The organism is Larkinella bovis (assembly GCF_042655385.1).
Taxonomy (GTDB): Bacteria; Bacteroidota; Bacteroidia; order Cytophagales; family Spirosomataceae; genus Larkinella; species Larkinella bovis.
Window position 1 is genome coordinate 38080 of the sequence record NZ_JBHSMA010000013.1, and the last position, 14703, is coordinate 52782.

The following is a 14703-nucleotide window of genomic DNA, read 5'->3' on the forward strand; positions in this document are numbered from 1 at the left end:
GCATCTAATCAGACAAATAGAAAAGCTATACGATACAGAGAACCGGGCCATTGACTTATCGTTAACAGGATAAGTCAATGGCCCGGTTTCTCTACTTTACAATGAATCCGTTTTTTGGGAGGCATCATTGGTGGTCAGCAGCTCGCTTAACTGCTGTCTGGACAACGGTTTTTTCAGATAACCGTTGAGCTCAGCATAGGTCTGCGACCTGACGATGTCGGCCTGGTCAATTGAGGAACTAACGATATAAATGACGGGCTGATAATCTGTAGCGCCCAGCATTTTAAAGCGGTCTAAAAATTGCCAGCCATCCAGGATGGGCATGTTAATATCCAGCAGGATTAATTCCGGAAGCACAGCCAGAAACGTTCGGTTGGTCCGGATAAACTCCAGTGCATCCTGACCGTCTTTGAAACTTAAAAGTTCATGACTGCCGGGTGCTATTTTTTCGATCAGTTTACAGGTCAAAAACTGAAAAATGGGATCATCGTCAACAACAGCAATCTTCATAACGTGCTCTATTTATCTCCGATGGAACCCTTTACCCTGAATGGATTCCTTCCTGGATGATCTTTAAAACCGTCAAAAAACATGCCATTAAAAGAGCGGGAGTCAAGTGCGATGCACGCCGGACGCTGCGTATCGGAAAGAGTCTCAACCTGCTGGCTTAAATCTGACAACCCTTCGCATCAGGCCAATGCGGCCGACCGGGATGCCTGATCGACCGGTTTTCTTCCCTGAATACGGGCTCAGAAACACTTCCAGCCTTGGCGGCAGGGCATAGCCGACGGGCCAGCGAACGGAGCGGTTGGAGCGTCCGTCGCCAGGCTTATCCATCAGAAATAACCGCCTTTCCGGGTAATTTCCTGAATCGTTTGCCCTTCGTGGACCCAGTTGAAAATCATCTTTTCGTTCGCAATAATTTCTTCTGCCCGCATCAGGACGTCATAAGCACTTGCGCGCGGCACCATCAATTTCTCCCTTACAAGTCGTTCCTCGCTTGTAGGACTTCCTGTAAAAAGCGGAAGTCAACCTCCTTTCGTAGGACCAGAAATGGGTAATAGCCGTACAACGCAACTTCTTCTCCGGTAGCGATTGAGTACTACCCGCCTACTTGATCAGCAAGGCAGAGTGGTGGGGCCAATCTGGAAGACGACGCTTTACACCGGGCTTTTAGAAAGGGGAATTAGTTTGTCATTCGGCCAGGCATTAATTCCGCTCCACCATCACCATCGCCCGGCCCATCGGAATCCCCGCTCCGCAGGAACTATTCAGGGAGGTAATGGTGTACTCGGTCGAACTGGTGGGCGCGACTGTCAGCACGTACGGATTGAGAAACGTACCGTTCACCTGCGTGCCGTCGGACATCACGAAAGACCAGGGCGGTAACCCGTTTTTAAACGAAACCCTCACTTTTGACGTCTGGCCGGGCCGAATCGTGCCTTCCCCCGTGACCACAGCCTGGCTCACATTCGGAGCCAGCACCTTAATGGTGGTTTCGGAACCGGCTACCGCCGGACTCGTGGAGGAAACCCGTAACCGCACCGTATTGAGCGTATCTTTCAGATAAGCCGGACTGATCACCGACTTCAGCACCCCATCTTTATAAGTCGTCGCCAGGTTAACAAACCGCCCGCTGGTGTCGGCCACCTGCACGATGAATTTATTATTCGCATAAAACCGCCCTCCGGTGGTAAACGGCACGGTAATTTCCGAACCGTGACAAATGGTGCGGGCCGATAAATTGCCCGTCTTGATGGTCGATGGCGGAATATTAACCTTCACAAACGCCCGCCCGCTGTATTCGCCCACCCCGCAGGCGCCCCCCGCCGAGGTGATGGCGTACGGCGTCGGGTTATTCGGTGATACCCGAATCGTGTGCGGACTTTTAATAATATTGTTTTCGTAAGTTCCATCCGACAGCAGCACAAACCACGGTCCGCCACCGCCGAAATCGACGGTGAGTTCGGCGGTTTTACCTTCGTCAATTTTCACCGTATCCCGGCGCAGCACCGCCACCGCCTGAGCGGCCACCGTCAGATTTTCACTGGTACTGCTGATCGCTGGTGCCGTCGCCACGACCCGGATTTTATACCCTCCTTTCGGTGAAATACCGTATGGCAACCGCGCCACTAACGGACTCGCTGTGCCAGCACCCGAAATCGTGGTCCAGTTCTCGGTGGAGTCGGCCAGTTGGACCAGAAAACCGTTCCCGGTCTGGTATTTCCCGGTGGCCGTAAAGGCGACCTGAAAAGGCGTTCCGGTACAGATCCGGTAACCCCCGGCTGGCACTTTGATCGCAATCTCCGGATTCGGGTTCTCGTTTACATTGACGATAATCTCCCCGGAAACCGTACCGCTGCCGCACGGACCACTGACATTGACGACTTTGTATATCGTGGGTTTATCGGGGGTAACCGTTATTTCATACGGCGTTGTCATGGTATTCTGCACCTTCGTGCCGTCCGACAGCAGAAACGACCACGGGCCGTGGCCGCTCAGCGCCACCCGGAACGTCGCCGGTTGCCCCGGCAAAACCGTCACCGCATTGCTGCCGTCGGCCAGTTCGATCCGGGCCGTGGGTGCGGGCAGCACCCGCAGACTTTGCAAGGTGCCGTTGACGACCGGGTTTGTTGACGATACCCGCAAACCGTACCGACTCCCGGCTGGGATACTGACCGGAATGACACCCGCCAGCGTGCCGTTGCCGAAGGGTCCGGCTTTCGCGGGTTCGCTCAGGTTAGTTACTTTTCCGGCCGCATCGACCAGTTGCAGAACGAACTGATTATCCGCCGAAAACCGCCCGCCCGAGGAGGAATAGGGCACCGAAACCGGCGATCCGGCACAAACCGCCAACCCGTTCAGGTCGCCGGTCAGCACTTCCGGCAAAGCCACTTTATGGCTGTCGGCCTGCGCCCGCAAAGCCGCCGAGTCGATCCGCATCGTGGTGTCGCGCCGGAAGATCGCTTTGTACGCGCTGTCTTTCAGGTATCTTTCAATCAAGGTATCTTTCCTGATTTCGATGAGCGTATCCGCCAGCACAAGCCGCCGACCCGGTCGCTGCCCGGTTTCCGACGCGCCAATCGCCACCATAGCCATCACTCCCAAAACGACACTCAACAACGTAAACTTATTCATGCAACTGTGGTTTCAACTTCCAACGTGGTGTTCTTTCCCTTCAAGTTAACGAACTTTGCGCAAACGGTTTGCAACGACAAAGTTCGCTAACATAACGGAAAGTTTGCAGATAGTCGTACAAAGTTAACAAGCTCGCATGAACGAGGAATTGATCCAGCTTCGGGTATCCGAAATAATTCAGGAAACGCACGACACCAGAACGCTTCTTTTACAACCCACCGACGGTCGGCGGATTCGCTACCGGGCCGGGCAGTTTCTGACCTTATTGTTCTACCACCTCGGCCACGAAGTCCGCCGGTCGTATTCGCTCAGCTCAACGCCGGGCGACGATTTGCCGGGCAACGATTTGGAACCGTTAAGTCTGACTATCAAGCGGGTGGAAAACGGAGAGATTTCCCGCTATCTGCTCGATCACCTGCGGGTGGGCGATGTTCTCACCAGCTTACCACCGGCTGGCCGGTTTACGCTGGAAACCGACCCGGAACGACAGCGCGACATTGTCCTGATCGGCGCTGGCAGCGGTATTGCCCCCCTGTTCGGGATTCTGAAACAGGTGCTGCGCGACGAACCGAAAAGCCACATTACGCTCCTCGACTGCAACACCAGTGAACGGACCATCATTTTTTATGACCAGTTGGAAGCCTTACGAAAACAATACCCGGACCGGTTTCAGTTGATTCATCTCCTGAGCCAGCCCTCCGACGACTGGCAGCGAGCGGGCCATATCCGGCGCGGGCGGCTGAACAACTGGCTACTGGAGAATATGCTGCCGGACCTAATCCGGTTTGACCGGGCAGCTGCCCGGTGGTACGTCTGCGGGCCGTTTCCGTTCATGCGAATGGTGCAGTTCACGCTGGTTTATACCGGTATTCGACTCGACGCCATAAAAAAGGAAAATTTTGTCATTGAACCCGTGACCAGAACGCCCCCACCCGAACTGGCCAACGATCACCGGATGCTGCTGCGGTTTCGCGGCACCGAATACGACATCGACGTTCCGGCCTACAAATCCATTTTGCAGGCGGCACTGGATCACGGGGTTCAATTGCCGTATAGCTGCAAAGGAGGAAGGTGTTCGAGCTGCGCGGCCCGGTTGAAAGCGGGCGAAGTACACATGACGATCAACGACGTACTGACCGACCATGATCTGGCCGCAGGCTGGGTGCTGACCTGCACCGGTTATCCGGCTTCCGAGGGCGTCGTGCTGGATGTATAATCCCGGATCGGCCCTCGGCAAACCATTCCTCGCTTTAGTTTCGTTTCCCCGAAACTTCATAACTTTATTTTCTGTTAGAGTTTAGAATAAGGCCTTCACAACGTGACAGAAAACAACACCCCTGCCCGGAACACCGGGCTTACTGATATTGACCTGACGGGCTACGAACAGATTGAGGTATTAGGTGCCCGTGAACACAACCTGAAAAATATTGACGTTACGATTCCCCGGAATAAACTGGTGGTGGTAACCGGCATCAGCGGCAGCGGCAAATCTTCGCTGGCGTTCGATACAATTTATGCCGAAGGACAGCGCCGGTACATGGAAAGTTTTTCAGCCTACGCCCGTTCGTTCATCGGAAACATGGAGCGGCCCGACGTGGATAAAATCAACGGCCTGAGTCCGGTGATTTCCATCGAGCAGAAAACCACCTCCAAAAACCCGCGTTCGACGGTTGGCACCACCACCGAGATTTACGACTTCCTGCGGCTTTTGTACGCCCGCGCCGGTGAAGCGTTCTCCTACGTGACGGGTCGAAAAATGGAACGACAATCGCAGGATCAGATCATTGATTCGATTCTGACGCACCATGCCGGCAAAAAACTGACGCTTTTGGCCCCGATTGTCAAAGGGCGGAAAGGGCATTACCGCGAATTGTTCGTGCAGATTGCCAAACTGGGCTACACCAAAGTGCGCGTCGACGGAACAGTGCAGGACATTGTGCCGAAAATGCAGCTCGACCGGTACAAAGTCCACGACATTGAGATCGTCATCGACCGGATTGTTCCCAAACCGGAGGATAGGTATCGTTTAAGCCAATCGGTACAAACCGCCCTGAAACAGGGCAAGGGAGCCATGCAGATTCTGGACGATAAAAACCAGCTGACGTATTTCTCCCAAAACCTGATGGACCCTGAATCGGGCATCAGTTACGACGAGCCGTCGCCCAACACGTTTTCGTTCAACTCGCCCTACGGGGCCTGCCCGGTTTGCAACGGGTTGGGTGTCATTGAAGAGATTACGGAAGAATCGGTTATTCCCGACAAATCCCTGAGTATCAGCCGGGGCGCCATTGCCCCGCTGGGCGAATACCGCGAACTCTGGTTTTTCCGCGAAATCGAAGTCATTCTGAAAAAGTACAAACTCAGCCTGACAACGCCGGTAGAAAAATACCCGCCGGAACTGCTGCACGCCCTGCTCTACGGCACCGAAGAAGACGCCACGATGCCTTCGAAGAAGTTTCCGGGTCGGACCGACGATCGGCAGGATTATTACAACTTCAAATTTGAGGGCGTCATCACGTTCCTGAAACGGCAGCAGGAAACCGCCGACTCGGCGGGTCGTTCCGACAAGATTCAGGAGTGGCTGAAGGATTTTACAGTAGTGAAAACCTGCCCCGAATGCGAGGGGGCTCGTCTGAAAAAAGAATCGCTGTATTTCCGGATCGATAACAGGAATATTTCCGAACTGGCCCGGATGGACATTACCGAACTGGCCGACTGGATGACCGGGCTGGAAAACCGCCTGTCGGACCGCCAGAACGTGATCGCCAAGGAAATTCTGAAGGAAATCCGCAAGCGGATCGGCTTTCTGCTGGACATTGGTCTGGATTACCTGATGCTCGACCGCCCGCTGCGGACCCTCTCGGGCGGGGAAGCACAACGGATTCGACTGGCTACGCAGATTGGCACCCAACTCGTTGGTGTTCTGTATATTATGGACGAACCCAGCATTGGTTTGCACCAGCGCGACAACGTAAAACTGATCGATTCGCTGAAAAACCTGCGCGATCTGGGCAATACGGTTCTGGTGGTCGAACACGACAAGGACATGATGCTCGAGTCGGATTTTATTCTGGACATCGGGCCGGGTGCTGGTCGGCACGGCGGGCAGGTGGTCGGTGCCGGAACGCCCGAGCAATTCCTGAGCAACGGCAGCACGACAGCCGCTTACCTGAGCGGCCGCCGGGCCATCGAAGTACCGCAAGAACGACGCATGGGCAATGGTCACCAGCTCGTTATAAAAGGCGCTACCGGTCATAACCTGAAGAACGTGACGTTAAAACTGCCACTGGGACAGATGGTTTGCATCACGGGCGTTTCGGGCAGCGGCAAGTCGTCCCTGATTCACGAAACGCTGTTTCCGGTTTTGAACAAGCATTTTTATAAATCGAAGCGGGAAGCGTTGCCGTTCAAATCGGTGGACGGGCTGGAATACCTGGACAAAGTCATCGAGGTGGATCAATCGCCCATTGGCCGAACACCGCGCTCCAACCCGGCGACCTACACGGGCATGTTCTCCGACATCCGCAGCCTGTTTGCCGAACTGCCCGAAGCCAAAATCCGGGGCTACAAACCGGGGCGGTTTTCGTTCAATGTCAAGGGCGGCCGCTGCGAGGAGTGCGAAGGCGCGGGAATGAAGAAAATTGAAATGGAGTTTTTGCCGGACGTGCACGTCATGTGCGAAACCTGCAAGGGCAAACGCTTCAACCGCGAAACGCTGGAAGTTCGTTTCAAGGGCAAATCCATCGCCGATGTGCTGGATATGACCGTCGAACAGGCGCTGGAGTTTTTCACCAGCCAACCCAAAATCCTGCGGAAAGTCCAGACACTCAACGATGTCGGCCTGGGTTACATTACGCTCGGCCAGCACGCGACGACACTGTCGGGCGGGGAAGCGCAACGGGTGAAACTGGCGGAAGAACTATCGAAAAAGGATACCGGCAAAACCCTGTACATCCTCGACGAACCGACCACGGGCCTGCATTTTCAGGACATTTCCCACCTGCTGGATGTGCTCAACAAACTGGCTGACAAGGGCAACACGGTGTTGATCATCGAACACAACCTTGATGTGATCAAAGTGTCTGACCATGTCATCGACTTGGGACCCGAAGGCGGTAACAAAGGTGGTCAAATCATCGCCGAAGGGCCACCGGAAAAAGTCGCCAAAGCCAAAGGCAGTTATACCGGAAAGTTTCTGGCGCTGGAGCTGGCCGGAAACGGAAACCGTTGAAACGGTTTTGTGCACTCACTGGGCTGTACCCCTGATTATTGATTTAAATTAAATAACCGCGAATTACTCTTTATCAGCCCCTGCTTTAGCGGTGGGCTGATAAAGGGCCAATTTTGGCGCTTTGTCCGTTTAAGGGAATGCGAAACCGGATTCATCGTTTTTACCAAAACCCTTTTAACGGTTCCCCACCTCTCCATTCTCCTCCCCTGATAAACCGTGGAAGTTCAGGAATTGGTGGTATTCTTCCGCGAACGTTAGTTTCTGGTGGTGTTCTTCCTGATGGGCAATGTACTGGCGCACCCGTTCGACCTGGGATTCGCTGCCGGAAAACGCACCATACCCGGTTTGCCACACAAATTGCTCCGGAATCAGATTTTGACGATTGATTTCGTGCGAACTGCTCCCTTTGACGTGCTTCACCACCTCGGCAACCAACCGTTGGGGATTCAGCAAAAACAGAAGGTGTACATGGTCATCAACGCTGTTCAGGCTATCAAGGTAACAGCTCTGATCGATCAGTTGCTGCCGAATCAGTTGGTGAATGGCACGTCGAACCGTTTTCCGAATCAGCGGCTGACGGTTTTTCGTGGAAAAAACCGCATGAATCCAGGTTTTGGTTTTGGAATGTGACATAGGGCGTTCGCAATCGTTCCTTCCATGGACGACAAACTTCCTATTTGGTCACTTCAGAGGGGGCGGTTTGGAAATTTTCTACTTCCGGAAACGGCGGAAACTCATCCGCCAGCCGATTCATGGCCGAAGGGGCTTCACCTAACCCCAGCTCCTGCCGCATTTCATCGGCGGTCTGGCTCCGGCCATCGTGGCTCCAGCCGGGCGGAGCCAGCAAATAATTTACTTTCTGCCGGAACGGTCCGGGCATACGAAGGTCGGCAAGGAGCTTTTTCCATTCGTGCAGAACCAGATTGGCAGGCGAATGATCGGTGAGGTTGGTTGTCAGGCCGTACCGAACCGGGTCGCCGGGTACTTCTTCCGCGAACGTCCCAAACAGCCGGTCCCAGATGATGAACATCATGCCCATGTTGCGGTCGAGGTAGCGAACGTTCGACGCATGGTGAACGCGGTGGTGCGAGGGCGTCACCAGAAACCATTCCAGAAAACCGAGTTTACCAACGTATTGGGTATGAACAATAATGCCATAAATCTGCGTCGCCGAATACATGAATACAATATCCTCGGCCCGGAAACCCAGCCAGGCCAGCGGCAGAAAGTAAACAAACCGGTACAGCGGTTGCATCACCGACGAACGGAAGCCAACCGTCAGGTTAAATTCTTCGGAAGAGTGGTGGGTGACGTGAACGGCCCAGAATAAACGACAGAAGTGATCGACACGGTGCAGCCAGTAAAATGCAAAATCCTCCAGAATCAGCAGCAGAGGCCAGTAGATCCACGGATTCGTCAGTTCCAGGATGCGGTATTGATAAACCCAGACCAGCACCCCCACGTAAAAACCGCGCACCAGCAAATCAAGCCCCATATTGAGCAGGGTCAGGTAGCAGTTCTGAAGAATACCCTTAACGGAATAATACGGTTTTTGGTGCAGATAGCTGAACAGCACCTCAGCGCCAATGACCAGCGCGTATAGAGGAGTAGAAATCAACAATAATAGAGATTCCCGGTACTCAACCATTTTCTTAAGTTACGATGACTACGGTGCAAGTTAACGCATCGGGAACCCGCATGGATCGGATTCTCGATTAGAAAATAATTAAAAATGAGTACGATCCTTCGAAACTACAAAAGTAATCCGAACTTACCAACGCACCTGACCGTCACCCACCACGACCCATTTTTCCGTCACCAGCTTCTCCAGCGCGAATGGGCCGCGGGCGTGCAGTTTTTGCGTCGAGATCCCGATTTCAGCACCCAGCCCGAACACGCCACCGTCCGTAAACCGGGTCGACGCATTGGCGTACACCGCAGCCGCATCAACTTCGTTCAGAAACCGGTCGATGGCCGCCGGATCGCGGGAAACAATCGCTTCGGAATGGCGCGACGAATACGCCTGGATGTGCGATAAAGCCTCGTCGAGATCCGCAACAACCTTGATCGCGCACTTGTAATCCAGAAACTCCCGGCCAAAATCACTCAGTTCCGCCCGTTGCAGCGCCGGAAAATCGACGGATGCCAGCACGCGAAACGCTTCCTCGTCGGCAAACACCTCCACATCCCATTTGATAAAATCGTCCACCAGCATCGGCAGGAAATCGTCGGCGACGGCCTGATCGACCACCACGCAATCCAATGAATTACAGACGGATGGACGCGACACCTTGGCATTCACGACAATATCGCGGGCCTTGACCAGATCCGCCGTTCGTTCCACATACGTATGGCACACGCCCGCGCCGGTTTCGATGGTGGGTACCAGCGAGTTTTGCCGGACGTACTGAATCAGCGAATCCGACCCGCGCGGAATAATGATATCGATGTAGCGCGTAGCCGTCAGCAATTCGTTGACCACCGCCCGATCAGGAGGCATCAGCGTCACGGCGGCTGCGGGTATATCAAATTCGGTCAGCACCTTCTGAATCAGGCCGACCAGCGCCAGGTTGGACTGATGCGCTTCCTTGCCACCTTTCAGGACACAGGCATTTCCCGACCGCAGGCAGAGCGAGGCCACGTCCAGCGTCACGTTGGGCCGTGATTCGTAAATCACCCCCACCACGCCCAGCGGCACGGCCAGCTTCCGCAGCTGCACCCCCTGTTCGATGGTTCGTTCCAGCAAAACCGCCCCGCCGGGATCGGGCAATTGAGCCACCACCCGCAGGCTTTCCACCAGATCACCAATCCGTTTTTCGTTCAGCAGCAAGCGATCCTTCTTCGGGTCCGTATCCGGCATCGCATCCAGATCTTTCTGATTTTCAACCAGAATGGCTTTCGTATTTTCGAAAACCACATCCGCCAGCCGGTTCAGCAGGGCGGTTTTCTGGCCGGCCGATAAGCGCCGGACGGCTGCCGAAGCGAACTTTGTTTCCTGAAGGAGAGGAGTTACTGCATTCATATTTACGCGGTATTTTTACAAAAGTACAATATCGTTGGCATTTGCCACTTCCACATTCTGCTGATTCAGCTGCCCCAGCAATTGAGCCGACGACAGCCGCGCCCGGGCTACGGCCACTGCCGTGCCGGTTTCGTCACAGATTTCGACGACTTCACCGGCCTCAAACTCACCTTCCACCGTTCGAACACCAACGGCCAGCAAACTGTTCCGGCGGCCCAGAGCCGCCACCGCCCCCGCATCGACCCGCAATACACCCGCCGTCAGGCTGCCACTGGCCAGCCACCGCTGCCGCGCCGTGGGCGTACTCTGCTGCGGTTTAAACGCTGTGCCGGTTTCGCCCCGCAATGCCCGCAGGATACCGTCGGGTTGTTTCAGGCCAAAAATTGTTACCCGGATGCCCATGCGGGTTGCCAGTTTGGCAAAGGTCAGCTTGGAGGCCATGCCACCGAGCCCCAGCGCCGATTTTTCGTTCCGCACCACGCTAAAGATGGATTCATCAACCTGCTTAACCGTTGGAACGATGTGGCCGGTTTCGTCCAGTAAACCGCCCACCGATGTACAGAGCATCAGCGTTGAAGCACCAAACCCGACGGCCATCAGCGTCGCCAGTTCGTCGTTATCGGAAAACTTCAGCTCACGGTCGCTCACCACGTCGTTTTCGTTGGCAATGGGAATAATGCCATTTTTCCACAACTCCTGTACGGTTTCCTTCAGTTGCAGAAACTGCTGCCGGTCGGCGAAATGATGGCGTTCGCAGAGGGTTTGGGCAATGGGGATGTTGTATTGGGAGAAATACCGGTTATAAACATTTAGTAACAATAAATTACCCACGGCGGCAGCCGCTTTTCGCTGGGCCATATCGCCCCGGTAGCCTTCGATCAGCCCTTTTCCGGCGCCCACCGCTCCCGACGACACCAGCACAATGTGGTACGAACGACGCAGTTCGGCGACCTGCCGGGCAATGTCGGCAATCACGGCTTCATTCAGCGAACCGTCCGGCAGGGTAATCGATGCCGTACCGAATTTAATAACTAAAACAGACACGCTTTAAACGGGAATTAATACTACGAATGGATGCCTCTCGTCCGCGATGAAGTGAAAGAAGGGGCGAAAATACAAAAGATTATTCAGGCCCGACCCATCGGCTGACTTTTGAAATCCGAAAAACCGTCTTTGTCAGGTACGAAACAATTAATGCGGGCGATCTTTCAACAAATTAGCCAATACGGGTTCGGCAAATTGTGTTTTTTTGGGAAGTGACTGCTTCAGAAGTTTCATGTATTCCGGACGGGGAATTTCGATCGCGCCAAACCGCCGGACATTATCGTTGATAAACTGGGTATCAAGTAGCTCAAAATGTTGTTTTCGCAAGATTTCGATCAGGTAATGAAACGCTACTTTCGAAGCATTTGGTACGCGATAAAACATGGACTCTCCAAAAAAAACCGCCCCGATTGCCACCCCGTACAACCCGCCGACGAGTTGATTATCCAGGTACGTTTCGACGCTGTGGGCCATTCCCATCTGATGCAGTTCGGTGTAAGCTTCGATGATCTCATCGGAAATCCAGGTGCCATCGCTCTCGGAACGGGGCAGGGCGCAATAGCGCATAACCTGCTCAAAATCAGCATTTATCCGAATCTCGAATGTATTTTTATTCAGAATCGGCCGGAGCGATCTGGCGGGCTGATAAGTATCCAGCGGAATGATGGCGCGGGGGTCGGGCGAATACCAATAGAGCGTATTGTCCGTATCGGCCATCGGAAAAATCCCATTAATGTAGCCATAAATCAAGTCATCGGAAGACAGGCGGTACATGCAGCGTAACGAAAAGGTCTCATAACAAATGTATAAAAATATCGTTAGCGAAAAAATGAAGAGCCGAAGGAACATTTGCTCAAATTTTTCGTTATGATATTGCACAATCGGAACAATTCCTTTATCATTGTCCCGCTTTTTGGCACTCTTAAAAATGGCAACACCTGTCTACATACCGACATTCTACCACACAACGCCATTCCGGTTTAGGTCCGAAAGGACCCGACCTACCTGTTTGCCTATGCGGTAAACCTCTGCCCCTGCGGCTCACCCCCTGATTTTTTACTTTTTCAACAAACTTTTTGATCCCAACCGAACCGGTTAACTGCCGGAACCAGGTTCATTCTTTCGATCAAACGACGATGATTCCCGACGTAAACAACGATACTTCATACATAGTGCAGGTCGCTGACGAAAACCACCTTCAACTGGCCGAAACGATCTGCAAGGAAATGGAAGAAAGCGCCAAGGCGCGGGGTACGGGTATTGCCAAACGCTCGCCTTTGTACCTGATGGAAAAAATGCTGGAAGGCAAGGCAATTGTCGCCACCACCAATACCGGCGAGTGGGTGGGTTTCTGTTACATCGAAACCTGGCAGCACGGCAAATTTGTGGCTAATTCGGGGCTGATCGTCCATCCGGAGCACCGCAAGAGCGGGATTGCGACCCGCATCAAAAACGAGGCCTTCAAGCTGTCGCGCCGAAAATACCCCGACGCCAAAATCATCGGTTTGACGACGAGCCTGGCGGTCATGAAAATAAATTCCGACCTGGGTTATGAGCCCGTAACTCTTAGCGAGTTACCGGCAGATGATGCCTTCTGGAAGGGGTGTTCGAGTTGCGTCAACTACGACATTCTGACCCGGACGAACCGGAAGCATTGCTTGTGTACGGGCATGCTTTACGATCCGGAGCAGCATAAAAAAACGGAGAAAACCGAGAAATGGAATTTCCTGAAAGAGTCGAAGCTCTACGAACGCTGGATGCGCATCAAACAGCGTATTCTGATGCGTTTTCAGGATCGTCCCCGGACGAGGAAACCCGAGCGCGAGCTGGAAACCGTCGGGTAATAAGTCATTCTACTTGGTAGTCAAGTGATTTTAAGTCCCTTTCGGCGGTTCGCTGGAAGGGATTTTCTATTTTTGCGCCCTGAGCCAAACGCGCAGCGTAGCGCGTCAGGGGAATTTAACCCGTCGCCAATTTTTCCATACGTTCCATAGTTCATTGTGATGTCTCAACAAAAAAAAGTAGTTCTTGCATTTAGCGGAGGTCTCGACACCTCGTTTTGTGTCAAATACCTGTCCGAAGATCTGGGGTACGAAATCTATTCGGTGCTGGTCGATACCGGCGGTTTTTCCGAAGACGAACTGAAAGCCATCGAAGCCCGGGCGTATTCGCTGGGCGTAAAAAGTCACGCTGCTATTGCCAAAACCAACGATTATTACCAGCAATGCCTGAAGTACCTGGTATACGGTAACATCCTGAAAAACAATACGTACCCCCTGAGCGTCAGTGCCGAGCGGATTTTCCAGGCCATTGCCGTGGCCGAATATGCCAAAAGCATCGGGGCCAACGCCATTGCGCACGGCAGCACCGGCGCGGGTAACGACCAGGTACGGTTCGATATGGCGTTCCGGATCATCGCGCCCGAAGCCGAAATTATTACACCGATCCGCGACCTGCGGCTTTCGCGCGAAGCGGAAATCGAATACCTGAAATCGAAAGGCGTGGAGCAGGAATGGCACAAAGCGGCTTACTCCATCAACAAAGGCTTGTGGGGCACGTCGGTGGGCGGTCGCGAAACACTGACATCACACGGTTTTCTGCCCGAATCGGCCTGGCCGACGCAGGTGACCAAAACCGAACCGGAGCAAATTACGCTGCACTTCGAAAAAGGAGAACTGCAAGGCATTGGTGCCGAACCCGTCGGCGATCCGATTCAGGCCATTCAGCAACTGACCGAACTGGCCGGACCGTTTGGCATCGGACGCGACATTCACGTAGGCGACACCATCATCGGCATCAAAGGCCGGGTCGGTTTTGAAGCACCGGCTCCGCTCATCATTCTCAAAGCCCACCACGCCATCGAGAAACACGTCCTGACCAAGTGGCAGCAATACTGGAAAGACCAGATGGCGAACTGGTACGGCACGATGCTGCACGAAGGCCAGTTCCTCGATCCGGTGATGCGGAACATCGAGACGTTCCTGGCCGACACGCAAGGCCACGTCACGGGCAAAGTGCACGTGCTGCTGGCACCCTACCGGTTCCAGGTGCTGGGGATCGAATCGCCGTTCGACCTGATGTCATCGACCTTCGGCAGCTACGGCGAAATGAACAACGCCTGGACGGGCGACGACGTACGCGGTTTCTCCAAAGTCATGTCGAATCAGGTAATGATTTACGAAAAAGTAAAAGAAGCCAATAATCAAGGATGAGGTAAGAATGAAGAGTTATGAGTTGGCTGACGCATTAACTCATAACTCTTCATTCT

At 53.7% G+C, this 14703-nt stretch carries 12 protein-coding genes; 4 read left to right on the forward strand and 8 right to left on the reverse strand.

Translation table 11 applies throughout. The features are described 5' to 3' along the window. Window positions 1-96: 96 nt before the first annotated feature. From ACFPMF_RS24385 to ACFPMF_RS24395, 3 genes are all read right to left on the reverse strand, one after another. Window positions 97-510 carry a response regulator gene (locus ACFPMF_RS24385; RefSeq protein ID WP_379850045.1) on the reverse strand — a complete coding sequence of 138 codons (414 nt, stop codon included), beginning with the start codon at window positions 508-510 and terminating at the stop codon, window positions 97-99. A 326-nt stretch (window positions 511-836) separates the two neighbouring features. After that, window positions 837-971 carry a hypothetical protein gene (locus ACFPMF_RS24390; protein ID WP_379850047.1) on the reverse strand — a complete coding sequence of 45 codons (135 nt, stop codon included), beginning with the start codon at window positions 969-971 and terminating at the stop codon, window positions 837-839. A gap of 238 nt (window positions 972-1209) precedes the next feature. Further along, window positions 1210-3138: a hypothetical protein gene (locus tag ACFPMF_RS24395; protein WP_379850049.1), complete on the reverse strand. Its 1929-nt coding sequence runs from the start codon at window positions 3136-3138 to the stop codon at window positions 1210-1212. A gap of 136 nt (window positions 3139-3274) precedes the next feature. On the opposite strand from ACFPMF_RS24395, the gene ACFPMF_RS24400 reads away from it, so the two are divergent. Continuing rightward, window positions 3275-4354 (forward strand): 2Fe-2S iron-sulfur cluster-binding protein, encoded by a 1080-nt coding sequence (locus ACFPMF_RS24400; protein ID WP_379850051.1) that lies wholly within the window; start codon window positions 3275-3277, stop codon window positions 4352-4354. Between the two features lie 102 nt (window positions 4355-4456). Beyond that, entirely contained in the window at window positions 4457-7369 is a 2913-nt protein-coding gene (gene uvrA, locus ACFPMF_RS24405; protein ID WP_379850053.1) for an excinuclease ABC subunit UvrA, read from the forward strand. 174 nt (window positions 7370-7543) lie between these two features. Here uvrA and tnpA read toward each other — a convergent pair whose 3' ends face one another. The 5 genes from tnpA to aat form a co-directional block, all read right to left on the reverse strand. Next, on the reverse strand, window positions 7544-8002 hold the full coding sequence (tnpA, locus tag ACFPMF_RS24410; RefSeq protein WP_379850055.1) for an IS200/IS605 family transposase: 459 nt from the start codon (window positions 8000-8002) through the stop codon (window positions 7544-7546). 40 nt (window positions 8003-8042) lie between these two features. Beyond that, complete coding sequence (locus ACFPMF_RS24415; RefSeq protein ID WP_379850057.1) at window positions 8043-9017, reverse strand: sterol desaturase family protein; 975 nt, start codon at window positions 9015-9017, stop codon at window positions 8043-8045. A 123-nt stretch (window positions 9018-9140) separates the two neighbouring features. Next, a complete protein-coding gene (locus ACFPMF_RS24420; RefSeq protein WP_379850059.1) occupies window positions 9141-10391 on the reverse strand; it encodes a glutamate-5-semialdehyde dehydrogenase in 1251 nt (416 codons plus the stop codon). A gap of 15 nt (window positions 10392-10406) precedes the next feature. Continuing rightward, window positions 10407-11435 carry a glutamate 5-kinase gene (gene proB / locus ACFPMF_RS24425; protein ID WP_379850061.1) on the reverse strand — a complete coding sequence of 343 codons (1029 nt, stop codon included), beginning with the start codon at window positions 11433-11435 and terminating at the stop codon, window positions 10407-10409. A gap of 147 nt (window positions 11436-11582) precedes the next feature. Then, entirely contained in the window at window positions 11583-12209 is a 627-nt protein-coding gene (gene aat, locus ACFPMF_RS24430) for a leucyl/phenylalanyl-tRNA--protein transferase (protein WP_379850063.1), read from the reverse strand. A gap of 362 nt (window positions 12210-12571) precedes the next feature. Between aat and ACFPMF_RS24435 the strand changes: the two genes are divergently transcribed. Continuing rightward, a complete protein-coding gene (locus ACFPMF_RS24435; RefSeq protein ID WP_379850065.1) occupies window positions 12572-13279 on the forward strand; it encodes a GNAT family N-acetyltransferase in 708 nt (235 codons plus the stop codon). Window positions 13280-13438: 159 nt separating this feature from the next. After that, on the forward strand, window positions 13439-14647 hold the full coding sequence (locus ACFPMF_RS24440; protein ID WP_379850067.1) for an argininosuccinate synthase: 1209 nt from the start codon (window positions 13439-13441) through the stop codon (window positions 14645-14647). Window positions 14648-14703 lie beyond the last annotated feature (56 nt).